We start from the raw sequence: 24,691 nt of genomic DNA, 5'->3' as shown, positions 1-24,691 counted from the left end.
CTTTCTGCAATGAATGATTCTGAAAAATTAGTAGCACTTAAAGAACTTCTTCTTTCTGAGGATAGGGAATTTGCGCTTAAAATTTTACAAAAATTAGAATCAGTTGAAACCACTTTAAATGAAGAATCACTTCTTTCTGAAAAAGTGAATCCTATTGTAGATAAAAAATTAGACACATTTGCCGATGAAATACCTTCAAAACTTGGCCCAACAATTACTGAAGCTTTAAAAGTTCAAATTAGAGATTCTCAAGATCAAGTTGTAGAAGCATTGTTTCCGATAATTGGTAAAATGATTAAAAAATACATTCAGCAAGAAATGAAAAACTTGTCGGAAAGTATAAATAGTCAAGTTCAAAGTACCTTTTCGGTTAAAAAATGGAAACGAAAATTTAAATCTATTTTTACAGGTGTTTCAGAAGAAAAAATTATTCTTTCTGAAATGGCGAAACCAAAAGTGGATCAAGTTTTTATTATAGAAAAAGGTTCAGGATTGTTAATTGCAAATGTGTCTAAAGAAGAAGACAATATAGACAAGGATATGATTGCCGGAATGTTAACAGCAATTAAAAGTTTTGTTGAAGATGCATTTGCTAAAGAAGAACAAAGTTTGGAATTAATCCAATATGAATTTTATAATATTTACATACAAAATCTAGCTTCTTATTATGTTGCAGCAGTAATTTCGGGGTCATTTAACTCTGATTTCAAAGAGCAATTAGAAGATAAAATATTAGATTTTGCGTCAAAACACAAAAAAGAAAAATTAGTGGAAGATTCAAAAACCACAAATAAATTAATAGAATCTTTATTTAATGATTAATTCAAAAAAAATAGTATTAGTAGGTCATTTTGGTGTAGGTAAAACATCTTTAATTAGACGTTTTGTAAATAATATTTTTACGGAAGATTATAAAGTGACCATAGGTGTACATATTTTTAAAAAAGAAATAGAAGTAAACAACACCAAACTTACTTTTGTAATTTGGGATTTGGAAGGAAAAGATGATGTTGAGAAAGTACGAAAATCTCATCTTATTGGAACATCTGGTTTTATATATGTATTTGATCCTACAAGAAATACAACGTATAATAATATTGATGTAGAAGTAGATTATTTGAAATCAAACTATCCAAAAGCTCAATTATTAACCATAGCCAATAAAGTGGATTTAATAGATCAAAAAGCATTTAGGCAAGAAGTTAATTTTCCAATAGATTTTTTTACAAGTGCTAAAACGAGTGAAAATGTAGAAGCAATTTTTAACCAATTAGGATTAAACTTTTTAACAAACGGATGATTCAAAAAACAATCGACAACTATTTAAACATAAAAGTTCAAAAAATTGAATTTGACTTTCAAGGAAGAATAATTTTTTCTGATGATATTTTGTTTCCTACAAAAAATGCTAGTAGCATTTATGATATACATCCTTTTTTTGAAATTATTAACGAAATTATTCAAGTTAAGAACAGAGAAGAAATATTTAAAATAATTTTATTTGAACTAGAAAAAACAACTTTTATCGTTGACATTATCGTTTACTCTGGCAACAAGGAAATAAATCCTTTTTTATTAATTTTTGACAGATCAGAATACTATACAGAAATTCAACAAGTTACGCAAGATAAAAACGAATTGTTTATTTCTAATTTTCATGAAAATGAAAAAAACATAAAACTTAACGAAGAAAAATCCTTTAAAAATAAATTTTTAGCCTCTATTAGTCATGACTTAAAAACACCTATTGCAGGTGTAATTGGTCTGCTCGATTTATTTAAAAAAGAAAACCTAACATATGATCAAAAAGAGTTATTGAGCACTATAAATTCTTCTATGATTCATATTAATAGATTAGTGGGAGATATATTTGATTTATCTAAAATTGAATATGGTGAATTTCAAATAGAAAATAATTCGTTTGATTTAGAAGAAATAATAAAAAATATTGAACGTGTATATCTAGAGAAATTTATTCTAAAAAATGTTGAATTTCAGGTTGTTAAATCAAATAAAGTTCCGGTAAAATTAATCGGAGATTACAATAGAGTCATTCAAATTATCACAAATCTTGTAGATAACGCATATAAATATACTAACAAAGGGAAAGTTGTTTTTGAAATCAATCTAGATTACAGAAGAGCTAAAAATGTGAGGTTGAAATTTAGTGTAAAAGATACCGGAATTGGATTTGATATAACCAGCAAAGAGCAATTTGAAAGTTTTAAAAAATTACACCATCAAAATATAGAAGGTTCTGGTTTAGGTTTGTCGATTGTTATTAAGTTAATTGAGTTAATGAAAGGGACATTTTCTTTTGATTCTAAAATAAATGAAGGTTCACTTTTTGAAATAACATTACCTTTTGAAACCGAAATTGAATCTCAAAAATCGAAAACGACCATAAAAAAGTTTACCAAAATTGATATCAAAAATAAATTCAACGTTCTTATCGTAGATGACAATGAAATCAATCAATTAGTATTAATGAAACTACTAGTAAATCACGGTGGTTTTTATATGGATATTGCTAACAATGGTGAAAAAGCTATAGAAATGGCCAAAAAAGAAGATTACGATTTGATTTTCATGGATCTTCATATGCCAAAAATGAATGGTTTTGAAGCAATAGAATATATTACTTCTAATGAAAATTTGAAAAAGTCAAAAATCATTGCTTTAAGTGCATATGATATCAAGAAAGATAAGGAACTTGCAAAAACCCTTAAAGTTGACGATTATATTGTAAAGCCTTTTGTTTCAGAAGAACTTTTTACGTCAATTTACAATGTATTAAACATAAAAAAGGAGCAATAATTAAATTGCTCCTTTTTTATGTTTTTGATGAATCTTATTTATTCATGTGTTGCATTTCATATACAAAAGTGTCTAAATCAACATTCAAGACTAATAAAGACAATGCTTTATCTACAATATAAGAAACGTTACTTGGTGTAAATCCTAAAGCTAAAGCAAAACGAGTTAAAATAGCTTTTTGTTTTGGTCCTAAAACATGATCTGCATAAACCATTCTAGATAAATCGTATAAACGTTCTAATCTTTGAACATGTAAATGTGGTGGATTAATTGGGTATTTTGATGGACTCTCTAAAATTTCTTCATATTCTGAAGGAGAAATTTCTAAACGAATTGCTAGTTTGTCTAAAAAAGCTTTTTCTTCTTCTGTTAAATCACCATCTGACAAAGCTACTCTTACAATCGCTGAAAAGTGACCTTTATTTCTGTTTTTAAATTCGTTATCAAATAAATCTGAAAATGACATAGTGTTAATTTTAATTGTGCAAATATACTTCTATTTAGAATTTAAAGAAAATTATTTATAAGCTTTTCTTAATCTTTCTGAAAATTTGAAAATATGTCGTAGTTTTGATATAATTAAACAAATTTACTAATGTCAGAATTCTGGTTGTATTTTAAAGTAGGAATCAATCATGTACTAGATATTAATGCTTACGATCATGTATTATTTTTGATTGCATTAATGATTCCTTATACCTTTAAAGATTGGAAAAGAGTATTACTTTTAGTCTCACTTTTTACCATTGGACATACTTTGTCCTTAATCTTATCGGTTTATAGTGTTATCTATGTAAACCCAAATGTAATTGAATTCCTAATTCCAATAACTATAATTGTAACAGCTTTTTACACACTATTAACAGCAGGGAAGAACGCAAAAGGAAATGGAAACTTATCATTTATGGGAGTAACTACTTTGTTTTTTGGAGTAATTCATGGATTGGGATTTTCAAATTATTTTAAATCTATCTTACCAGGAAATGCATCCGATAAATTAATTCCGTCATTAGAATTTGCTTTAGGAATTGAAGCCGCTCAATTAATAGTCGTTTTTGTAGTTTTAATCTTGGCTTATGTAGTTCAAACTTTCTTTAGGCTTTCTAAAAAAGATTGGGCTTTAGTTATGTCAGCTTTTGTAATTGGAGTAGTTTTGCCAATGATTATTGAAAGCGAAATTTGGAATAAATAAATATGTCAGCAAAAAAAACAAAGTACGATAAAGCTTATCTTAGAATAGCAAAAGAATGGGGACAACTTTCTTATTGCCAAAGAAAAAAAGTTGGTGCGATAATTGTTAGAGATAAGATGATTATCTCTGATGGGTATAACGGAACACCTTCTGGATTTGAAAATTGTTGCGAAGATGAAGATAACAATACAAAATGGTATGTGCTTCATGCAGAGGCTAATGCAATCTCAAAAGTAGCTCGTTCCACGCAATCTTGTGAAGGAGCAACATTGTACATTACTCTATCACCATGTAAAGATTGTAGTAAATTAATTCATCAATCCGGAATTAAAAGAGTTGTTTATCATCAAGAATATAAAGATTGTTCAGGATTAGATTTTTTACGAAAAGCTGGTGTTGAGATAGATTTAATTGAAGATTTAGCACAATAAAAGAGAATGAAAGTTAATAAAATATATCTTCCCGTAATAATTTGTTTATCAATAGCCATTGGTTTATTGTTGGGAAATTTTATTACTAACTTTCTTCCAGATGCAGTTTTAACTAGAAATCTAAAATCTGAAAAATTAAACAAACTCATCAATTTTATAGATAATGAATATGTTGACGATATTAACACAGATTCAATTGTTGATTTAACAGTTAACGGAATTCTCGACAAACTAGATCCACATTCAGTTTATATTGCTAAAAACGAAGTTGAAGAAGTCAATCAAAGTATGAAAGGTGATTTTGTGGGAATTGGAATTAATTTCTATTTGCACAAAGACACTGTCGTTGTTATAAAACCTATTAAAAACGGACCTTCTGATAAAGCAGGAATTAAATCTGGAGATAGAATTTTATTCGCAGATAAATCCCAATTATTTGGAAAAAAAATAACTAACGAAATCTTATTTTCAAAACTTAAAGGGGAAGAAGGCTCAGAAGTTGAATTAACTATTTTTAGAAAATCAAACAATAAAAAATTCAAAGTTAATATTACAAGAGATGTTGTGCCAATTAAAAGTGTTGACATAGCAACATTAATTGACGATAAAATAGGATACATAAAAGTAAATCGATTTGCAGAAACTACTTCAGATGAATTTCATAAAGCAATTGTAAAACTTAAAAATATTGGAGCAAAAGAGTTGATAGTTGACTTACGTGACAATGGTGGTGGTTATTTAGAAATTGCTGCTGAAATGGTTGATGAATTCTTAAAAGACAAAGAATTAATCGTAAAAACCATCAATAAAAAAGGTTCGGAAGAAAAAATGTATGCTACCAAAAAAGGAGATTTTGAAACAGGGCAATTAACTGTTTTAATCAATGAAAATAGTGCTTCTGCTAGTGAAGTTTTAGCTGGTGCCATTCAAGATAATGATAGAGGAACTATTGTAGGAAGACGTTCGTTTGGAAAAGGATTAGTCCAAAGAGAAATGCCTCTTGGTGATGGTTCAATGATTCGATTAACTGTGGCAAGATATTATACACCTTCTGGGAGATCTATTCAAAAACCTTACGAAGATAAAGCTGATGCTTATTTTAACGAATTTGAAAAACGTTTCATCAGTGGTGAACTTTATGAAGCTGATAGTATAAAAGTGGCTGATAGTTTAAAATTTAGAACCAAAAAAGGAAGAATTGTTTATGGTGGTGGTGGAATTACTCCAGATGTATTTGTACCATATGAAGCCAAACACGGTGAAGAAGCAACACTTATGATTATGAAATCTGGAGTTGTTGATTATTTTGTGTTTGAGCAAATGGATAAAGACAGAAATTTTTTCAATAAACTAACAAAAGAAGAACTAAAAAAAGAAATTGTTGGTAAAGATAAATTTCTAAATTTATTTAAAGATTATGTGTCTCAAAGCGGTTATCTAATTAAAGTTACCACTCAAAAAGAAAAAGTAAAAACCTATTTGTATGCTGAATTTGTCCGTCAATTATTTGATGAAGATTCGTATTACCAAATTATTCTTTCACAAGATGCAATGATTAAAAAAGTGATGGAAAAAAAATAATCTATTTTCCCAAAGCATCATGAACCTGAACAGGTTTTCCATCATTCCATAAAGTTAGAATATCAGTGGCAACGCTTGCACCACTTCCTGCAGCAATCGTAAGTTGACTTCTGTGACCAGCTAAAGTCCCCATAGCATAAACACCTTCTTTTACAAGATGATCTTTATTTTTTAATTGCAATCTATTTTTTTCTGGAGCTGCTTTTTTATGAGGAATTACAAATTCTTCTAAACCTTCAATTAAAAAAGGATTCGAAGCACCAATTCCAATAGTAACAAATTTGGTTTTGTAAGTATTCTTGTTAGTAGTTATAGTAAAATTACCAATCTCTCCTTCAATTTGTAATACTTTTTCTCCTCCAATTTGTTCTACATGAGGATAAAGTTTATGAAGATGTTCCAAACTTTCATCCAGTAATTCTGAACCTAATTTTCCTGGAGTAATTCCATAAGCATTATTAAAAACAGCATTTTGCAAAGAAGAAGCTTTTTGATGCGAAATGATTCCAATTTTTTTATCAATGGCAAATGGTTTCTGTTTTGCAGAACCTAAGAGTAAAGCACACGAAACTCCAGAAACACCACCACCAATAATTAATACATCAAACATAAATTCTTATTTATCTTTTGTTTTTTCATCAACCATTTTTGACATTCTATAAATCAACATCAAAAAAATGGCACAAAACCCAGAAACAATTCCAATTAGAGCAACAGTACTATTCCCTTCAAATGGATTGTCAAAATCAACTTTTGTAAAGTTAAATATGATTAAGGCTAAGGACAACACAATTACTATGTAACTAAATATTTTCATCTTATTTTTATTTTATTCAAACAATCCTTTTATGTTGGCTGCAAAAAGTTTTACAGCTATAGCCAACAAAATTACACCAAATATTTTTCTTATAATTCCAATTCCGTTTACACCCAATAAACGTTCAATTTTACCTGAAGATTTTAAAACTCCATAAACCACAACTACATTAATGAGTATGGCAATAATAATGTTTATTTTGTCATAAACTGCTCTCAACGATAAAATAGTTGTCATGGTTCCTGCTCCAGCAATTAAAGGAAAAGCAATTGGAACTATAGAAGCTGTTGTAGGATTATCTTCTTTGTATAAATTAATTCCTAATATCATTTCTAATGCCAAAAAGAACAATACAAACGAACCAGCAACAGCAAATGAATTAGCATCAATTCCAATAAGCTTTAAAATCTCTTCTCCAACAAACAAAAAAGCTATCATAATAATCGCTGCTACAATAGTCGCTTTTTCAGATTGAATATGGCCTACTTTACTTCGTAATCCAACAATAATAGGAATGCTCCCTATGATGTCAATCACCGCAAAAAGAACCATACTAATTGTAAATATTTCTTTCCAATCAAACATTTGTGTAAAATTTGGTGCAAATATAGGAATATTGTTAGATGCTACATTTCTATTTAACGATACATTATAAAATAAAATCTAAAAATTTATTATCAGAAAATCTACTTATCTTTGCAGTAAATAAAGTTTTTCTGAAAATCTAATTTCCGAGAATCCGAAAATACAAATCAAAAATGTTTCAATTAAACAAAACCATCATATCAGAAGAAATTCTTGAAAAAGAATTTGTGTGTAACCTTTCAGCTTGCAAAGGAGCTTGTTGTGTAGATGGTGATGCTGGTGCACCTTTAGATAAGTCTGAAGTTGAAAAATTGAAAGAAATTTATCCAAAAGTAAAACCCTTTTTAAGAAAAGAAGGTATAAAAGCCATTGAAGAACAAGGAACTTCTGTGGTTGGACTTGATGGTGAACCAGAAACTACATTAATTGAAGGTAAAGATTGTGCTTATGTGATTTTTGACAAAGACACAGCTCTTTGTGGAATCGAACAAGCCTACAACCAAGGAATTGTTGATTGGAAAAAACCTGTTTCTTGTCATTTATATCCAATTCGAGTAAAAGAATATGCGGAATTTGCTGCTGTAAATTATCATAAATGGCATATTTGCGATGATGCTTGTTCCTTAGGAAAAGAATTAGAAGTTCCTGTTTACAAATTTTTAAAAGAATCTTTAATTCGAAAGTTTGGACAACAATGGTATGACGAATTAGAAAAAGTAGCTCAAGAAATGAAAAAATAGTTTCTTATTTTTTAGAATTTAAAATTTACCTTTCCTCAAAATATTTTTAACATTTTTTTCATAGTTAAAAACGCTCGTAACAAATGCATTTACTGCTGATTACAAGGTTTTGATACTTAATTTTACTTTTATAAAGTACTGAATAACAAGTCTTTATGAATATTTTTTCGGCAAGACTTTTTTTACTATTTGTTAAAAACTTCCCTTGATTGTCGATAAGTTTGACTTTCATTTCAAACAATAAATTGCCAACTTTGTATCAAATGAAATTTATAAAAAAAGAGCCTTCAGACTCAAAAGGTCTTTGGCTCAAATTTTGGAAACTCATTACGTCTATTGTTGGTTTTGGACGACTCATTATAGACATAGTGAAATTATTTATCGAAAGATAGAATAATTAAAATTCCGGTATAGTCTTTATAGATTATATCGGTTTTTTTATTTATTCAAAAATAGTATTTAAATTTGTCATAGCAATCTTAAATTTATATTTATTATCAACAATTTCAGTTTTAATTATTTAATAAGTTTTTTTTAAATTTCTTAATACATTTTAATATTTAAACTTAAATTTTACTCAAGAAAAAAAATTTTTTTTCTAATTTATTTTTAACATTTTCTTCACAGTAAAAAACGCTCGTAACAAATGCGTTTACTGATGATTACAAGGTTTTTATACTTAATTTTATGTTTTGTAAAGCATTGAAAAACAATATTTTACGATTAATTTTTTGGCAAGACTTTTTTTACTCTTTGTTAAAAACTTCCTTTGATTGTGGATAAGTTTGACTTTCATTTCAAACAATAAATTGCCAACTTTGTAAACAGTTAAAACATAACTAAATCTCCAAAACTTTATCAAATGTCAGTTATAGAGCCTATACTTCAAGAAAACAAAGACCGATTCGTAATTTTTCCTATAAAACACCAAGATATTTGGGAATGGTATAAAAAACAAGAAGCTTGTATTTGGACAGCGGAAGAAATTGATCTACATCAAGATTTATCTGACTGGAACAACAAGTTAAATGATGATGAGCGTTATTTTATCAAACACGTTTTAGCATTTTTTGCAGCTTCAGACGGAATCGTAAATGAAAATTTAGCCGAAAATTTTGTAAATGAAGTGCAATACCCAGAAGCAAAATTTTTCTACGGTTTTCAAATCATGATGGAAAATATCCATAGTGAAACCTATTCGCTATTGATTGATACTTACGTGAAAGATGAAGCAGAAAAAAATAAACTTTTCCATGCTATTGAAACTTTTCCAGCTATTAAAGAAAAAGCAGATTGGGCTTTAAAATGGATTGAATCAGATTCGTTTGCTGAAAGACTTATTGCTTTTGCAGCTGTAGAAGGAATTTTCTTTTCAGGCTCATTTTGTTCGATTTATTGGTTGAAAAAACGTGGTTTGATGCCAGGTTTGACATTTTCAAACGAATTAATTTCTCGTGATGAAGGAATGCATTGTGATTTTGCAGTTCATTTACACAACCATCACTTAATTAACAAAGTGCCAAAAGAACGTATCAAAGAAATTATTGTGGATGCTTTAGATATTGAGCGTATGTTCATCACAGAATCATTACCAGCAAGTTTAATTGGAATGAACGCAACCTTAATGACACAATATTTAGAGTTCGTAACCGATAGATTATTAGTAGAATTAGGATGTGAGAGAGTTTACAATTCTTCAAACCCATTCGATTTTATGGATATGATTTCGCTTCAAGGAAAAACAAATTTCTTTGAAAAACGTGTAGCAGAATACCAAAAAGCAGGTGTAATGAATACTGATGGTGATGCTCAAAAAATTAGTTTCGACGCTGATTTTTAATTAAAAAAACAAACCATTAAGGAATTAAACTTCATTAAGACTTAATTTTCTTAACTCTCTTAATGGTTCAAAAAAACTGAAATATTTTCAGCATATATTACAAATAACCCGATTATAGAGAAGGGATTTTCTATTTTCAAAAAACAAGAAAGAGTATGTACGTAGTAAAAAGAGATGGTCACAAAGAACCAGTTAGTTTTGACAAAATCACTGACAGAATTAAAAAACTTTGTTATGGATTAAATGATTTAGTAGATGCAGTAAAAGTTGCAATGCGCGTAATTGAAGGTTTATATGACGGTGTTAGTACATCAGAATTAGATAACCTTGCCGCAGAAACAGCTGCTTCAATGACAATTGCTCATCCAGATTATGCTCAACTTGCTGCTCGTATTGCAGTTTCAAATTTACATAAAAACACTACCAAATCGTTTTCAGAAACGGCAACAGAAATGTTTAATTATGTAAACCCAAGAACAGGAAAAAAAGCACCTCTTTTATCAGAAGAAGTTTATAAGGTTATTCAAGAAAATGCTGCGGTATTAGATTCTTACATCATTTACAATAGAGATTTTAATTACGATTATTTTGGTTTTAAAACATTAGAACGTTCGTATTTATTAAAAATAAACGGGAAAATTGTTGAAAGACCACAACACATGTTAATGCGAGTTTCTATTGGAATTCACCTTAACGATATTGAAGCTGCTTTAGAAACGTATGACTTAATGTCTAAAAAATTCTTCACGCACGCAACACCAACATTATTCAACGCAGGAACACCAAAACCTCAAATGTCTTCATGTTTTCTTTTAACCATGAAAGATGATAGTATTGACGGAATTTATGATACGTTAAAACAAACCGCAAAAATATCACAATCTGCAGGTGGAATTGGATTATCAATTCACAATGTGCGTGCAACAGGTTCTTACATTAGAGGAACAAACGGAACATCAAACGGAATTGTTCCAATGCTTCGTGTTTTTAATGACACAGCTCGTTATGTTGATCAAGGTGGTGGAAAAAGAAAAGGAAGTTTCGCTATTTATTTAGAAACTTGGCATGCTGATATTTTCGAATTCCTAGATTTGAAAAAGAATACAGGAAAAGAAGAAATGCGTGCAAGAGATTTGTTCTTTGCCATGTGGACTTCAGATTTATTCATGAAACGTGTGGAAGAAGATTCAACTTGGACTTTAATGTGTCCAAATGAATGTCCAGATTTATGTGATGTGTATGGAGACGAATTTGAAGCTCTTTATACTTCATATGAAGCTGCTGGAAAAGGTAGAAAAACTATCAAAGCACGTGAACTTTGGGAAAAAATTCTTGAATCACAAATCGAAACAGGAACTCCATATATGTTGTACAAAGATGCAGCAAACCGTAAATCAAATCAAAAGAATTTGGGAACAATCCGTTCTTCAAATCTTTGTACAGAGATTATGGAATATACTGCTCCAGATGAAATTGCAGTTTGTAATTTAGCTTCTATTTCATTACCAATGTTTGTTGAAAATGGTGAATTCAATCACGATTTACTTTTCACAGTAACCAAAAGAGTTACAAGAAACTTAAATAAAGTAATTGACCGAAATTATTATCCTGTTCCAGAAGCAGAAAATTCAAATATGCGTCACCGTCCAGTTGGATTAGGAGTTCAAGGTTTAGCTGATGCTTTCATTTTACTTCGTATGCCTTTTACTAGTGATGAAGCTAAAAAATTAAACCAAGAAATCTTCGAAACATTATACTTTGCAGCTGTTACAGCTTCAATGGAAATGGCAATCGAAGAAGGACCTTATTCAACTTTTGAAGGTTCTCCAATGTCTAAAGGAGAATTCCAACACAATCTTTGGAACATCAATGACGAAGAACTTTCAGGAAGATGGGATTGGGCAAGCTTAAGAAAAGAAGTAATGAAAAACGGAGTTAGAAACTCGCTTTTAGTAGCTCCAATGCCAACCGCTTCAACGTCTCAAATATTAGGAAATAACGAAGCTTTTGAGCCATATACTTCAAATATTTATACAAGAAGAGTGCTTTCAGGTGAATTTATTGTGGTAAACAAACATTTATTACACGATTTAGTGGATTTAGGACTTTGGAATGATACATTGAAACAAGAATTAATGAGAAACAATGGTTCTGTTCAAAATCTTGATATTCCAGAAGATTTGAAAGAATTATACAAAACAGTTTGGGAACTTTCTATGAAAGATATTATCGATATGTCTCGTCAAAGAGGTTATTTCATTGACCAATCACAATCGTTGAATTTGTTCATGCAAGATGCCAACTATTCTAAATTGACTTCAATGCATTTTTATGCTTGGAAAAGCGGTTTAAAAACAGGAATGTATTACTTAAGAACAAAAGCAGCAGTTGATGCCATTAAGTTTACGTTAAACAATGATAAAAAAGCTGAACCAATAGCTCAAAAAGCAGTTGAAAAACCATTGGTAAAACAACAATTAGAAACTATTGCAGTTGTTAACGAACCTGTTGAAATGACTCCAGAAGAATACAGAGCCATGATTGAATTAGCTAAAAATGCGGATCCAGACGATTGTGAAATGTGTGGTTCTTAAAAATTATTGATAAAATTAAATATTAAAAAGGCTTCTATTAAGAAGCCTTTTATAAGAAAAAAAAGACTCCCATTAAGGAGTCTTGATTTAAATTTTAAATATTGATAAAAGAGTTGAAGCTCTATTCAATATCCAAAAAAGTATTTGTGTTTCGCGATTCAAATATAATCATTTTTGGAAAAAAAAGGGCTTCTAAAATGTTAAATTTAATTTTTCAATTATGAAGCCAATAAATGGTGAAGATTGTGATTATATTTTCAGAAAATGTATCACAACACGTAATGGTAGAAGAATTTGTAAAACTGACGGAAGTTGTTTTAAATTTCCTATCAAAAAGAATAAATAATTTATTCTAAACAAGCAGCCTTCATTAATTTGAGGGCTGTTTTATTATATTAGGATTTCAATTCGTACATTTGAAAAAATAAAAATGTAGCAAAAATGTCAAAAGAAAAAAAAGGAGTTTATACAGGTAAAATCGAACAAGATGCAGATGGAAATTTCTTCTGTGGGCCATATTTATTAGATTACAAATACACCATTTCAAATTTCAAAATAGGTGATGAGGTGAATTTAAAAACTGTAATTGAAAACCCAAGTGATATTAGCTATGATAAATATCCAAAAAAATCGAGAGTATTTTTCTTAGCAAACGATAAAGAATAATCTATGTATACAACTACACAATCAGAAAAAGTTCGTATAACAAATGATATGTTAGCTTCAAAAGGCAAACGACTTGCTAATTTTGTGATTGATTACATTATAAGAATAGTACTGGTATTTGGTATGGGTATTATTGTGGCAATTTATGCTAATTATGTTGGAAATGAAGATATACTTTATGCCATGGAAAACATAAATACTATAACTGAATATCTTATTGGTTTCCTATTTTTATTTATCTATTACTTAACTTTTGAAAGCATTAATGGCAGAACAATAGGTAAATATATAACTAACACAAAAGTATTGATGATTGATGGTTCAAAAGCTAGTACAGACAAAGTTTTAATGAGAACCTTAAGTAGAATTGTTCCTTTTGAATTTTTATCATTTTTAGGAAATGATGACAAAGGTTGGCATGATACCTGGACAGATACTGTGGTTGTAGATGTAAAGAAGTATGAAGAAATAATAAATAGTCGAAATTCCATTTCAGAAATTGGTGTAGAAATGTAATTTTTCTAAACTGATAACAAAAAGTGATTTACATCCATGACAAAGTTGCATAGAACAAATTCAGACCACAAAGACTTTCAAAAATTAACAGCATTGTTTGATGAATTTCTAGTTGATATTGATGGTGATGAAAAGGATTTCTTTGCACAGTACAATCAAATTTATATAGAAAATGTTGTGGTTTTTTATGAAAATGAAATTCCATTAGGTTGTGGAGCATTTAAAGAATTAGAACCTAGCATTGCAGAAATAAAAAGAATGTTTGTTGTACCAGAAGGAAGAGGAAAAGGTATTGCAACAACAATTTTAAACGAATTAGAAAGTTGGACTAAAGAATTAAACTATACTTCATGCCAACTTGAAACTTCACAAAAACTAGAAAATGCTATTGCTTTATACAAGAAATTTGGATACAAAATAATTCCAAATTATGGACAATATGAAGGAGTTGAGAGCAGCATATGCATGAAAAAAATATTTTAAAATATATCCAATGATGAAATGGGAACAACTATTATCACTAAAAAGACATGGTGATACAAGTAAAAGACTTCGAAAAGAAGAAGATGATACACGTTTAGGTTTTGAAGTTGATTATGATAGAATTATATTTTCATCTGCCTTTAGAAGTTTACAAGATAAAACCCAAGTAATTCCGTTATCAAAAACCGACTTTGTTCACAACAGATTAACGCATAGTTTAGAAGTTTCTGTTGTAGGACGTTCTTTAGGAAGATTAATCGGAAAAAAAATCATTGAAAAATATCCTTATTTGTCAGAAATTCACGGTTATCAAATGAATGATTTTGGAGCAATTGTTGCAGCGGCTTCATTAGCTCACGATATTGGAAATCCACCTTTTGGTCATTCGGGAGAAAAAGCCATTGGTGAATATTTCAAAACAGGAAACGGGCAACAATTTAAAGACAAAGTTTCCGATAAAGAATGGCAAGATTTAATAGATTTTGAAGGAAATGCAAATGGCTTTTCTGTTTTAACAACTTCGAGAGAAGGAGTTGAAGGATCATTGCGAATATCGTATGCAACTTTGGGAGCTTTTATGAAATATCCAAAAGAGAGTTTACCTAAAAAACCAACGTCTAGAATTTGCGATAAGAAATATGGTTTCTTTCAACAAGACAAAACATTTTTTAATGATGTGGCTCAAGAATTAGGTTTAATTAAAAACAAATCAGGAAACGATATTGGTTTTGAACGTCATCCCTTGGCTTATTTAGTTGAAGCAGCTGATGATATTTGTTACACAATCATTGACTTTGAAGATGGAATCAATCTTGGTTTAATTCAAGAAGAATTTGCTTTAGAATACTTAATAAAACTTGTCAAAAACGGAATTGATTCAAAAAAATACAATTCATTAACTACAAAAGAAGATAGAATTAGTTATTTAAGAGCTTTGGCAATTAATAGTTTAATTCAAGATGCAGTAAAAATTTTTATTGAAAACGAGGAAGTAATACTAAAAGGAGAATTTCCATTTGCTTTGATGGATAAAAGTCAATATGCTGCTCAAATGAATGATATAATCCAAATCAGCATAAAAAATGTCTATCAAAGTAGAGAAGTTATAGAAAAGGAATTAGTTGGTTATAAAGTAATTAATACGTTGTTAGATAAATTTTGCACAGCTTACAACAATAAAATTGAAGGAAAAGCTTCAAATTATGATAATTTAATTTTGAAAGTTTTACCAGAAAGATATCAGTTTCATAAAGAGAATGCGTACGATAGATTACTACACATTTGCCATTTTGTATCTATGCTAACTGACGGAAAAGCATTACAATTATATAATACAATTGAGTCAAATAAAAATTGATTATCAAGCATTAAAAAAAACTCTGAATTTCCTCAGAGTTTTTTTTAATGTTTTGTAATTTAATGATTTTTAGTTGAAATAATAAACATAACCAAAATTAAAAGTTAAGGAATAATCATTGGTTTTGTTTTCAGGATAATCATTTCTATTAGGATTTATACCATCAACCCAATCAGACGTATAATACTGTAATCTTGAATCAAATATTAATGAGTTATAATCATCTAATCGATATCTAACTCCAATACTAGATGTTAACGAAGCAACTGGATTGCTATCGTTTCTTGTACCACTAGAATATTTAATGGGTGTTGTTAATGAAGTTCCAATTGGACCTAAATCAGATTCAACTTTTGAAGTAAAGTAACCTATTTGACCACCTAAACTCATATAAGGAGAGAAATCAGTACTTCTATTATAATCATCCGTTTTCCAAGGATAAAACTCCATTTGAAGACCAAGATTAATGGTGCTTGTTGAACCGTGCATGGCTCTTAATTGTTCGGCAAACAAGCTGTTTTTAGCCGGATCAACATATTTGCCATAATGTTCTAAATTGGTTTTCATATATGAAGCATCCAATCTAAGTTTGAAATTTTCTCTTAAACTTCTGTAATTTTCGATAAATGAAAAATAATAGAAGACACCTGCAGAAAATCCCATGTTTTTTGAAAAATTTTCAAAATCTCCGCGCTCACCATAATCAGATTTAAAAAACACAGGGCCTGCCATAATTCCAACTTCTTGATATGTTCTTCCAAATTGTGCATGCATTTCATTACCAATAAATAGAACGAAAAAAAACGGAATAATAAATTTTTTCAACATTTGGGTTTTATTACTTTGAACAACAAATATATAAAAACAATATACACAATTAAAAATTTAATCTAAAAAAGGCTTGAAAAGAGCCTAAATTTAAACAAATGGTAATCTGTGTAGTCAAATTACAAGTCAAATTACAAAAAATCAGTTAAATTTTATGGAGATTTAATAAAACTTCAATAGTATTATTACAATAAAATGTATATTTGCCAACGGTTACGAAAACGTTTTTTCTAATATAAATTTCACTATTATGAGTGCAAGTATTTCATCATTTATTGATGCGGTTGCTAAAAGAAACCAAAATGAGCCTGAGTTTATGCAGGCTGTTAAAGAGGTAGCTGAAACAGTTATCCCTTTTATTGAAGAAAACAAAAAATATCAAAACAAAATGCTCTTAGAAAGAATGGTTGAACCAGAAAGAGTAATTATGTTTAGAGTAGTATGGACAGATGATTCTGGAAAAACTCAAGTAAATAGAGGATATAGAATACAAATGAATTCAGCTATTGGACCATACAAAGGAGGAATTCGTTTCCATCCATCGGTTAACTTAAGTATTTTAAAATTCTTGGCTTTTGAGCAGACTTTTAAAAATAGTTTAACAACACTTCCAATGGGTGGTGGAAAAGGTGGTGCTGATTTTGACCCTAAAGGGAAATCAGACAATGAAATTATGCGTTTCTGTCAAGCATTTATGACTGAATTATCTAAACACATTGGTGGAAATACAGACGTTCCTGCTGGAGATATTGGTGTTGGAGGAAGAGAAGTAGGATATATGTTTGGTCAATATAAAAGACTTAGAAATGAATTTACAGGAGTATTAACCGGTAAAGGAATTTCTTTTGGAGGTTCATTAATTCGTCCAGAAGCAACTGGTTATGGAGATGTTTATTTTGCACAAAGTATGTTAGCAACTAAAGGTGATAGCTTCAAAGGAAAAACAGTTGTCGTTTCTGGTTCTGGAAACGTAGCTCAATATGCTATTAAAAAAGCTACTGAGTTAGGAGCAAAAGTAGTTACTGCGTCTGATTCATCAGGATATATTTACGATGCTGACGGTATTGATGCAGAAAGATTAGCTCATATCATGCAAATTAAAAATGTGGATTTTGCAAGAATTTCTGAATATGTAAAAAAATATCCTAATGCAAAATTTGTAGAAGGAAAACGTCCTTGGGAAGTTAAATGTGAAGTGGCATTACCTTGTGCTACACAAAACGAATTAAATGAAGATGAAGCTAAGGCTTTAGTCGCTAACGGATGTATCTGTGTATCTGAAGGAGCAAATATGCCTTCAACTCCAGAAGCTATTGAAGTATTTCATAAAGCTAAAATTTTATTTGCTCCAGGAAAAGCCTCTAATGCTGGTGGTGTTGCTACATCTGGCTTAGAAATGTCTCAAAACTCTTTACGTCTAAGTTGGACAAGTGAAGAAGTAGATGAAAAATTAAAAAATATTATGGCAAATATTCACGAAGCTTGTGTTAAATATGGTGCAGATTCTGATGGTTATGTTGACTATGTGAAAGGTGCTAATATTGCAGGTTTTGTTAAAGTTGCTGATGCTATGCTTGCTCAAGGCGTAGTTTAACCACAATTTTTAAATAAATCTAAAAAAAAGCTCTTCAATTTGAAGAGCTTTTTTTATCATAAAAACGTAGTTTTAACGTTTATAAGTATATTTGCTAAAAAAAGGAAGATTTCCTGCTATGAAAAAACTTTTATTATTTCTTTTATTTACGGTTGTTTCTTATTCTCAAAACGACCAACTTTGGAAAGGATACTATTCCTATAATGAAATTATTGATATAAGCTATGGCAATACAAAAGTAGTTGCAGCTACGGAAAACGCACTATTTTCAAAAAATATAATTTCTGGAGATTTGAGTATAAAAAACTCGATTGATGGATTTAAACCAGAAACAATTACATCTGTTTTTTATAGCCAAAATTATAATTTGACCTTAACTGGAAATGATAACGGATTATTGATTATCACTAAAGATGATGGTAAAATAATAAATAAAGTTGATATCATAAATGAAGTGCCAGTTCCACCAAACGCAAAAAAAATTAATCATTTTTATGAATATCAAGATAAAGTATATATTTCAACAGATTATGGTATTACAGTTTTAAAATTATCAAATTTAGAATTTGAAGATACTTATTACATTGGTACAGGTGGACAAGATATACCCATTCTTCAAACTACTGTTTTTAATGGAGAAATTTATGCTGTTACAAGTCCAAGCGGAATAAAAAAAGCCTCAATTACGAACCCAAACCTTATTGATTATAACCAATGGACAACTTTTGATACAGGTTTCTGGTTAGGTATAACTAATTTTAATAATCAATTAGTTGCTTTAAATGCTGATAATAATGTTTATAGATATAATGGTACTTTTTTTCAAAATGTTTTTCCACTTCCACAACAAGGCATTAAGTTTTTAGCTACAGAGGAGAATTTAATCATAACTTGTAATAATCATGTTTATGTATTAGATATTTTATTTTCTTCTGTTGCTCATATAACGCAAATTCCAGATAATATAAATTTATTCACTTGTGCAGTTACAATTGAAGATAATTTATTTATAGGTACAAAAAAAGACGGGCTTTTTCAAACACAATTGTCAAATCCTTTGACCTTTGAGGCACTTTCACCAGACGGACCTGAGCAAAATGAAATTTTTAGAATAAAAAAAACAACTAAATTTCTGTGGGCAGTTTATGGTGGTTATGATAGATTTTTCGAACCAGATTATGCTGAAAACCCAATAAGTAAGTTTTCAAATAATCAAGGTTGGGAAATTATTCCTTATAGTGAACTACTTGATGCCAAATCTCTTTCAAATATAGTTGTTAACCCTAATAATGAAGATGAATTGTATATTCCATCTTATCATAATGGTTTATTAAAAATCAATAATAATGGAATAACATTGTTTGATCATACTAACACAGGTGCTAATGGTCTACAAGTGCAACAAGTACCAAACGCTGTTGGATTTATTTCTGTTAGACCCAATGGACCAGCATTTGACAAGAATGGTAATATATGGATGACAAATTCATTAGTTGCAAACCCATTAAAAGTATTAAAAACGAATGGGCAATGGCAAACGTATAATATTGAAAATCAACTTATAGAGCCAGTTTATGAAAATTATGCTCCTTTAGTAGTTGATAAAAATGGCACAAAATGGATGCCGTCATTTAGAAAAAATGTTTTAACAGCATTTAATGAAAATTATAATAACAAACTCATAAGAATTAATGTTGAAGAAGGTAATATACCAAGTATAGATGTCAAATGCTTGGCTATTGATAACCGAAATTTATTGTGGATAGGAACTTTTAGAGGAATTAGAACGCTGTCTGTAGATAAATTTATTAATGAAACAGAGTTAGTTGCAAATGCCATTATTATAGAAGAAGATGGTTTAGCTCAAGAATTGTTTTACCAACAATCAGTAGTTGATATTGCAGTAGACGGTGCAAATAATAAATGGGTTTCAATAGCTGGTGCAGGAATTTTTCTTATTTCACCAAACGGTCAGGAAACACTATACCGCTTCACAAAAACTAATTCACCATTACCAAGTAATAATATCTTAGATATTGAAATAGATGATGTAACGGGAGAAGTGTTTTTTGCAACAGACAAAGGTTTGATTTCGTTCCTAGGAGTAAATACTAAAGCAAGTGACGATTTATCTAATGTATATGTTTACCCTAATCCAGTAAGACCAGATTTTAATGGTACAGTAAAAATTAGTGGTTTAATTGATGATGCAAACATCAAAATTACAGATATTGAAGGTAATTTAGTTCACGAAACAACTTCTGAAGGAGGAACAATTGAATGGGACACAACAGCTTTTGGTAAATATAAAGTTGCATCAGGAGTATATATGATTTTTATTTCTGCTGAAGACGGAATTGAAACAAAAGTCAAAAAAGTTATGATTATTCGATAATTCTCAACTTAAAATGCAAGTCAAAACCAAAGCAATTGTTCTTTCAGTATTAAAATTCCAAGAGAAAAGCCTTGTTGTTAAATGTTTTACACAATCAGATGGTTTAAAATCTTATTTTGTTAGAAATGCCTTTTCATCTCAAAAAAACAATCAGAAAATTGCATATTTTCAACCTTTGAATATTCTTGAAATTGAAGCTAATCACAAAAATAAAGGAACTTTAGAGCACTTCAAAGAAATTAAATTAGCATTCCCTTACCAAAGTATAAACACTAATATTTTTAAAAGTACAATTGTAATTTTCCTATCTGAAGTATTGCATCATAGTATTAAAGAAGAAGAAAAAAACGAGAACTTATTCTCTTTTCTAGAAACTGCATTTCAATGGTTAGATACTCACGATGAAGTTTCTAATTTTCACCTGATTTTATTATTGGAAATGACAAAATATTTGGGGTTTTATCCAGATATTTCAGAAAGACAATTACCTTACTTTGAAACCATTGATGGAATTTTTTCTCCATTAGAAGGAACAAGTTGTTTGTCGAAACATGAAACATCATTATTAAATAAGCTTATTGATTTAAAGTTTGATGACAATCAATTGAATTTCGCTTCAGTAGAGAGACAATTATTGCTAAAAATTCTATTGGATTATTATTCTACACATTTAGACGGTTTCAAAAAACCCAAATCTTTAGATGTTTTGAAGGAAGTTTTTTCATAATTTTTGAAATTCACTTCTTAAATCTAAAATTATCATAAAAAACATATGAAAATTTAGGAAATTAGTGTTCGTTTTTTCAAAATTCATTACTTTCGCAAATTGATTTAAGAAAACGATAAAATGAGCACAAAATTTACTGAATATAAAGGACTTGACTTGCCAACTGTTGCATCAGAAACCCTTAAATTTTGGAAAGAAAACAACATATTTGAACAATCTGTTACTTCTCGTGAAGGAAACCAACCTTTCGTGTTTTTTGAAGGACCTCCTTCTGCAAACGGATTGCCTGGTATTCATCACGTAATGGCTCGTGCAATTAAAGATATTTTTTGTCGCTATAAAACACAAAAAGGATTTCAAGTTAAGCGTAAAGCGGGTTGGGACACTCACGGTTTACCTGTAGAATTAGGAACTGAAAAAGAACTAGGAATCACTAAAGAAGATATAGGAAAAACAATTTCAGTTTCAGAATATAACGAAGCATGTAAAAAAACCGTGATGCGTTACACGGATGTTTGGAATGACCTTACCGAAAAAATGGGCTATTGGGTAGATATGGAAAATCCGTATGTGACCTACAAATCGAAGTACATGGAAAGTGTATGGTGGTTGTTGAAACAAATCTATAATAAAGATTTGATGTACAAAGGATACACAATCCAACCTTATTCTCCAAAAGCAGGAACAGGTTTATCTTCTCATGAAGTAAATCAACCAGGTTCATATCGTGATGTTACAGATACCACAGTTGTGGCTCAATTTAAAGCTATAAACGAATCTTTGCCAGATTTCTTAACTGAACTTGGAGATATTCATATTTTAGCTTGGACCACAACTCCTTGGACTTTGCCTTCAAACACAGCATTAACAGTTGGGCCAAAAATAGATTATGTTTTAGTTGAAACATTTAATCAATATACTTACAGACCAACAAAAGTAATTTTAGCTAAGAATTTAGTTGGAAAACAATTCAATAAAAATTTCTTTGAATCTTCAGAAGCACATGATTTTGAAAATTTCAAAGAAGGAGACAAAAAAATTCCTTTTCAAGTTTTAAAAGAATTTAAAGGAAGTGATTTAGTTGGAATTCGTTACGAACAACTAATGAAATTAGCGTTACCAAATGATAATCCAGAAAATGCATTCAGAATAATTTCTGGTGATTTCGTTACAACAGAAGACGGAACAGGAATCGTTCACACAGCACCAACATTTGGAGCAGATGATGCTAAAGTGGCCAAAGAAGCTACACCTGAAGTTCCTCCAATGTTGGTAAAAGACGTTAATGACAATTTAGTGCCTTTAGTGGATTTGCAAGGTAAATTTATACAAGGTTTAGGAGACTATTCTGGAAAATATGTAAAGAACGAATACTACAATGATGGTGAAGCTCCAGAGCGTTCTGCAGATGTAGAAATCGCTATCCAATTAAAAGAAGAAAACAAGGCTTTTAAGGTGGAGAAATATGTACACAGTTATCCACATTGTTGGAGAACTGACAAACCCATTTTATATTATCCATTAGATTCATGGTTTATTAAAGTCACAGAAGTTAAAGAACGTATGTTTGACTTAAATGAAACCATCAACTGGAAGCCAAAAGCTACTGGTGAAGGTCGTTTTGGAAATTGGTTAAAAAATGCAAATGATTGGAATTTATCACGTTCCAGATATTGGGGAATTCCATTGCCAATTTGGAGAAATGATGAAGGAACAGAAGAAATATTAATAGGTTCTGTAGAAGAATTGTATACTGAAATAGAAAAATCAATCGCAGCTGGTTTCCAAAAGGAAAATCCATTCAAAGCATTTGAAATTGGTAATATGAGTGAAGAAAACTACGATTTAGTGGATTTACACAAAAATGTAATCGATGACATTGTGTTAGTTTCTCCATCAGGGAAACCCATGAAACGAGAAAGTGATTTAATTGATGTTTGGTTCGATTCAGGAGCAATGCCTTATGCACAATGGCATTATCCATTTGAAAACAAAGAAAAAATTGATGGAAACCAAGATTTTCCAGCTGATTTTATAGCAGAAGGTGTTGACCAAACTCGTGGTTGGTTTTATACATTACATGCTATAGGAACCTTAGTTTTTGACAAAATTGCCTATAAAAATGTAGTTTCAAACGGATTAGTATTAGACAAAGAAGGCCAAAAAATGTCTAAACGTCTAGGAAATGCTGTTGATCCATTCACTACTTTAGCTGAATATGGTCCAGATGCTACACGTTGGTACATGATTGCTAATGCAAATCCATGGGATAACTTAAAATTTGATATAGAAGGTGTTGCAGAAGTTCGTCGTAAATTCTTTGGAACATTATATAACACCTATTCGTTTTTTAGTTTATATGCTAATATTGATAATTTCACTTATGCTGAAGCTGAAATTCCATTAGAAGATAGACCAGAAATTGATCGCTGGATTTTATCAGAATTAAACTCTTTAATTAAAGATGTAGATACTTTCTATGCGGATTACGAACCAACAAAAGCGGCAAGAGCAATTTCAGATTTCGTTCAAGAAAATTTGAGTAATTGGTACGTTCGTCTGTGCAGAAGAAGATTTTGGAAAGGAGAATATGGAACCGATAAAATTGCAGCATATCAAACATTATATACTTGTTTATTGTCGGTTTCAAAGTTAAGTGCTCCAATCGCTCCATTCTTTATGGATAAACTTTACAGAGATTTAACACAGACAACAAACTCAGAAAACTTTGACAGTGTACATTTGGCGAAATTTCCAGAATATGTTGAAAAATATGTTGATAAATCGCTGGAAAGCAAAATGATGAAAGCTCAGACGGTTTCTTCTTTAGTCTTATCGCTAAGAAAAAAGGAGATGATTAAAGTACGCCAACCGTTGCAAAAGGTAATGATTCCTATACTTGACGCTTCTCAGAAGGCAGAAATAGAAGCTGTTTCTGATTTGATTAAAGCTGAAGTAAACGTAAAAGAAATCTTACTTTTAGATGATGCATCTGGAGTTTTAGTAAAGCAAATTAAGCCTAATTTTAAAGCTCTTGGGCCACGTTTTGGAAAAGATATGGGGTTGATTGCTAAACAGATACAAAATTTCACTGCAGAAAACATCGATGAAATGGAAAGGCAAGGAGAATTAAGTATCAATATTGGAGAAAAAAGTATAAATTTAACATTAGAAGACGTTGAGATTTCTTCTCAAGATATTCCAGGTTGGTTGGTTGCTAATGCTAATGGTATCACAGTAGCTTTAGATATAACAATTACGGAAGAATTAAGAAAAGAAGGTATAGCTAGAGAGCTTGTCAACAGAATTCAAAATATTAGAAAAGATAATGGTTTAGAGGTTACTGATAAGATTAAAGTTGAATTGCTAAAGAATGGAATTTTAGAAGATGCAATTATCAGTAATGAAGACTATATTAAATCTGAAACCTTAACCGAAAATTTAGTTTTTGTGGATGAAATGATAAATGGCACAGAAATTGAATTTGATGACATTAAAACAAGAATATTAATCTCAAAATAATACACT

The 24,691-nt window shown here is 30.0% G+C and carries 22 protein-coding genes; 17 read left to right on the top strand and 5 right to left on the bottom strand.

The window, feature by feature from the left end; genetic code table 11:
• The first annotated feature begins 9 nt into the window (after positions 1-9).
• The 3 genes from AABJ49_RS07705 to AABJ49_RS07695 are packed head-to-tail and all read left to right on the top strand — an operon-like array spanning position 10 to position 2,817.
• Positions 10-822, top strand: coding sequence for a cell envelope biogenesis protein OmpA (locus tag AABJ49_RS07705; RefSeq protein ID WP_338377620.1), 813 nt, complete (start codon positions 10-12; stop codon positions 820-822).
• Entirely contained in the window at positions 815-1,300 is a 486-nt protein-coding gene (locus AABJ49_RS07700; RefSeq protein ID WP_338377619.1) for a Rab family GTPase, read from the top strand. Before AABJ49_RS07705 ends, AABJ49_RS07700 begins: the two co-directional genes overlap by 8 nt.
• A complete protein-coding gene (locus AABJ49_RS07695) occupies positions 1,297-2,817 on the top strand; it encodes a response regulator (protein WP_338377617.1) in 1,521 nt (506 codons plus the stop codon). The genes AABJ49_RS07700 and AABJ49_RS07695 overlap by 4 nt, the downstream gene beginning before the upstream one ends.
• A 34-nt stretch (positions 2,818-2,851) precedes the next feature.
• Here AABJ49_RS07695 and AABJ49_RS07690 read toward each other — a convergent pair whose 3' ends face one another.
• Positions 2,852-3,283, bottom strand: a complete 432-nt coding sequence (locus AABJ49_RS07690; protein ID WP_338377615.1) for a TerB family tellurite resistance protein — start codon at positions 3,281-3,283, stop codon at positions 2,852-2,854.
• 129 nt (positions 3,284-3,412) lie between these two features.
• Here AABJ49_RS07690 and AABJ49_RS07685 point away from each other — a divergent pair, with 129 nt between their 5' ends.
• The 3 genes from AABJ49_RS07685 to AABJ49_RS07675 are packed head-to-tail and all read left to right on the top strand — an operon-like array spanning position 3,413 to position 6,021.
• On the top strand, positions 3,413-4,009 hold the full coding sequence (locus tag AABJ49_RS07685) for a HupE/UreJ family protein (protein ID WP_338377613.1): 597 nt from the start codon (positions 3,413-3,415) through the stop codon (positions 4,007-4,009).
• 2 nt (positions 4,010-4,011) lie between these two features.
• Positions 4,012-4,440, top strand: a complete 429-nt coding sequence (locus AABJ49_RS07680; protein WP_338377612.1) for a dCMP deaminase family protein — start codon at positions 4,012-4,014, stop codon at positions 4,438-4,440.
• 6 nt (positions 4,441-4,446) lie between these two features.
• Positions 4,447-6,021: a S41 family peptidase gene (locus tag AABJ49_RS07675; protein WP_338377610.1), complete on the top strand. Its 1,575-nt coding sequence runs from the start codon at positions 4,447-4,449 to the stop codon at positions 6,019-6,021.
• Position 6,022: 1 nt separating this feature from the next.
• Here AABJ49_RS07675 and AABJ49_RS07670 read toward each other — a convergent pair whose 3' ends face one another.
• Genes AABJ49_RS07670 through AABJ49_RS07660 form a run of 3 tightly spaced genes read right to left on the bottom strand, consistent with a single transcriptional unit; the run spans position 6,023 to position 7,423 of the window.
• A complete protein-coding gene (locus AABJ49_RS07670) occupies positions 6,023-6,631 on the bottom strand; it encodes an FAD-dependent oxidoreductase (RefSeq protein ID WP_338377608.1) in 609 nt (202 codons plus the stop codon).
• 6 nt (positions 6,632-6,637) lie between these two features.
• Positions 6,638-6,838 (bottom strand): hypothetical protein, encoded by a 201-nt coding sequence (locus AABJ49_RS07665; protein ID WP_338377606.1) that lies wholly within the window; start codon positions 6,836-6,838, stop codon positions 6,638-6,640.
• Positions 6,839-6,850: 12 nt separating this feature from the next.
• On the bottom strand, positions 6,851-7,423 hold the full coding sequence (locus AABJ49_RS07660) for a MarC family protein (protein ID WP_338377604.1): 573 nt from the start codon (positions 7,421-7,423) through the stop codon (positions 6,851-6,853).
• 173 nt (positions 7,424-7,596) lie between these two features.
• Here AABJ49_RS07660 and AABJ49_RS07655 point away from each other — a divergent pair, with 173 nt between their 5' ends.
• The 7 genes from AABJ49_RS07655 (at position 7,597) to dgt (ending at position 15,619) form a co-directional block, all read left to right on the top strand.
• On the top strand, positions 7,597-8,163 hold the full coding sequence (locus AABJ49_RS07655) for a DUF3109 family protein (RefSeq protein ID WP_338377602.1): 567 nt from the start codon (positions 7,597-7,599) through the stop codon (positions 8,161-8,163).
• A gap of 862 nt (positions 8,164-9,025) precedes the next feature.
• Positions 9,026-10,003 (top strand): ribonucleotide-diphosphate reductase subunit beta, encoded by a 978-nt coding sequence (locus tag AABJ49_RS07650; protein WP_338377600.1) that lies wholly within the window; start codon positions 9,026-9,028, stop codon positions 10,001-10,003.
• Positions 10,004-10,158: 155 nt separating this feature from the next.
• Positions 10,159-12,597, top strand: a complete 2,439-nt coding sequence (locus AABJ49_RS07645; protein WP_338377598.1) for a ribonucleoside-diphosphate reductase subunit alpha — start codon at positions 10,159-10,161, stop codon at positions 12,595-12,597.
• Positions 12,598-13,038: 441 nt separating this feature from the next.
• Positions 13,039-13,263: a hypothetical protein gene (locus AABJ49_RS07640; RefSeq protein ID WP_338377596.1), complete on the top strand. Its 225-nt coding sequence runs from the start codon at positions 13,039-13,041 to the stop codon at positions 13,261-13,263.
• Between the two features lie 3 nt (positions 13,264-13,266).
• A complete protein-coding gene (locus AABJ49_RS07635) occupies positions 13,267-13,779 on the top strand; it encodes an RDD family protein (RefSeq protein WP_338377594.1) in 513 nt (170 codons plus the stop codon).
• Between the two features lie 36 nt (positions 13,780-13,815).
• Positions 13,816-14,262, top strand: coding sequence for a GNAT family N-acetyltransferase (locus AABJ49_RS07630; RefSeq protein WP_338377592.1), 447 nt, complete (start codon positions 13,816-13,818; stop codon positions 14,260-14,262).
• A 13-nt stretch (positions 14,263-14,275) separates the two neighbouring features.
• The gene (dgt, locus tag AABJ49_RS07625; protein WP_338377648.1) at positions 14,276-15,619 is read left to right on the top strand and encodes a dGTP triphosphohydrolase; all 1,344 of its coding nucleotides are present in this window, start codon (positions 14,276-14,278) and stop codon (positions 15,617-15,619) included.
• 69 nt (positions 15,620-15,688) lie between these two features.
• Here the strand turns inward: dgt and AABJ49_RS07620 are convergent, their stop codons facing one another.
• Positions 15,689-16,447 (bottom strand): glutamate dehydrogenase, encoded by a 759-nt coding sequence (locus AABJ49_RS07620; protein ID WP_338377590.1) that lies wholly within the window; start codon positions 16,445-16,447, stop codon positions 15,689-15,691.
• Between the two features lie 250 nt (positions 16,448-16,697).
• Between AABJ49_RS07620 and gdhA the strand changes: the two genes are divergently transcribed.
• The 4 genes from gdhA to ileS all read left to right on the top strand — a co-directional run bounded on the left by gdhA (position 16,698) and on the right by ileS (position 24,685).
• Positions 16,698-18,041, top strand: a complete 1,344-nt coding sequence (gene gdhA, locus AABJ49_RS07615) for an NADP-specific glutamate dehydrogenase (protein WP_338377588.1) — start codon at positions 16,698-16,700, stop codon at positions 18,039-18,041.
• 118 nt (positions 18,042-18,159) lie between these two features.
• Positions 18,160-20,436: a T9SS type A sorting domain-containing protein gene (locus AABJ49_RS07610; protein ID WP_338377586.1), complete on the top strand. Its 2,277-nt coding sequence runs from the start codon at positions 18,160-18,162 to the stop codon at positions 20,434-20,436.
• Positions 20,437-20,449: 13 nt separating this feature from the next.
• Complete coding sequence (gene recO, locus AABJ49_RS07605; RefSeq protein WP_338377584.1) at positions 20,450-21,163, top strand: DNA repair protein RecO; 714 nt, start codon at positions 20,450-20,452, stop codon at positions 21,161-21,163.
• Between the two features lie 120 nt (positions 21,164-21,283).
• Entirely contained in the window at positions 21,284-24,685 is a 3,402-nt protein-coding gene (gene ileS, locus AABJ49_RS07600) for an isoleucine--tRNA ligase (RefSeq protein WP_338377582.1), read from the top strand.
• The last annotated feature ends 6 nt before the right edge of the window (positions 24,686-24,691 follow it).

Source organism: uncultured Flavobacterium sp., from assembly GCF_963922255.1.
Lineage (GTDB): Bacteria > Bacteroidota > Bacteroidia > Flavobacteriales > Flavobacteriaceae > Flavobacterium.
Note: the sequence above shows the minus strand (reverse complement) of the source record. Positions and strands in the feature narration are given on the sequence as shown.

Bases quoted from the DNA above. Each gene is read 5' to 3' on its own strand.
- gdhA (WP_338377588.1), top strand. From the start codon at position 16,698: ATGAGTGCAAGTATTTCATCATTTATTGATGCGGTTGCTAAAAGAAAC.
- AABJ49_RS07660 (WP_338377604.1), bottom strand. From the start codon at position 7,423: ATGTTTGATTGGAAAGAAATATTTACAATTAGTATGGTTCTTTTTGCG.
- AABJ49_RS07645 (WP_338377598.1), top strand. From the start codon at position 10,159: ATGTACGTAGTAAAAAGAGATGGTCACAAAGAACCAGTTAGTTTTGAC.
- AABJ49_RS07700 (WP_338377619.1), top strand. From the start codon at position 815: ATGATTAATTCAAAAAAAATAGTATTAGTAGGTCATTTTGGTGTAGGT.
- ileS (WP_338377582.1), top strand. From the start codon at position 21,284: ATGAGCACAAAATTTACTGAATATAAAGGACTTGACTTGCCAACTGTT.
- AABJ49_RS07705 (WP_338377620.1), top strand. From the start codon at position 10: ATGAATGATTCTGAAAAATTAGTAGCACTTAAAGAACTTCTTCTTTCT.
- AABJ49_RS07695 (WP_338377617.1), top strand. From the start codon at position 1,297: ATGATTCAAAAAACAATCGACAACTATTTAAACATAAAAGTTCAAAAA.
- AABJ49_RS07620 (WP_338377590.1), bottom strand. From the start codon at position 16,447: ATGTTGAAAAAATTTATTATTCCGTTTTTTTTCGTTCTATTTATTGGT.
- AABJ49_RS07650 (WP_338377600.1), top strand. From the start codon at position 9,026: ATGTCAGTTATAGAGCCTATACTTCAAGAAAACAAAGACCGATTCGTA.
- AABJ49_RS07675 (WP_338377610.1), top strand. From the start codon at position 4,447: ATGAAAGTTAATAAAATATATCTTCCCGTAATAATTTGTTTATCAATA.
- dgt (WP_338377648.1), top strand. From the start codon at position 14,276: ATGAAATGGGAACAACTATTATCACTAAAAAGACATGGTGATACAAGT.
- recO (WP_338377584.1), top strand. From the start codon at position 20,450: ATGCAAGTCAAAACCAAAGCAATTGTTCTTTCAGTATTAAAATTCCAA.
- AABJ49_RS07640 (WP_338377596.1), top strand. From the start codon at position 13,039: ATGTCAAAAGAAAAAAAAGGAGTTTATACAGGTAAAATCGAACAAGAT.
- AABJ49_RS07635 (WP_338377594.1), top strand. From the start codon at position 13,267: ATGTATACAACTACACAATCAGAAAAAGTTCGTATAACAAATGATATG.
- AABJ49_RS07665 (WP_338377606.1), bottom strand. From the start codon at position 6,838: ATGAAAATATTTAGTTACATAGTAATTGTGTTGTCCTTAGCCTTAATC.
- AABJ49_RS07680 (WP_338377612.1), top strand. From the start codon at position 4,012: ATGTCAGCAAAAAAAACAAAGTACGATAAAGCTTATCTTAGAATAGCA.
- AABJ49_RS07655 (WP_338377602.1), top strand. From the start codon at position 7,597: ATGTTTCAATTAAACAAAACCATCATATCAGAAGAAATTCTTGAAAAA.
- AABJ49_RS07690 (WP_338377615.1), bottom strand. From the start codon at position 3,283: ATGTCATTTTCAGATTTATTTGATAACGAATTTAAAAACAGAAATAAA.
- AABJ49_RS07610 (WP_338377586.1), top strand. From the start codon at position 18,160: ATGAAAAAACTTTTATTATTTCTTTTATTTACGGTTGTTTCTTATTCT.
- AABJ49_RS07630 (WP_338377592.1), top strand. From the start codon at position 13,816: ATGACAAAGTTGCATAGAACAAATTCAGACCACAAAGACTTTCAAAAA.
- AABJ49_RS07670 (WP_338377608.1), bottom strand. From the start codon at position 6,631: ATGTTTGATGTATTAATTATTGGTGGTGGTGTTTCTGGAGTTTCGTGT.
- AABJ49_RS07685 (WP_338377613.1), top strand. From the start codon at position 3,413: ATGTCAGAATTCTGGTTGTATTTTAAAGTAGGAATCAATCATGTACTA.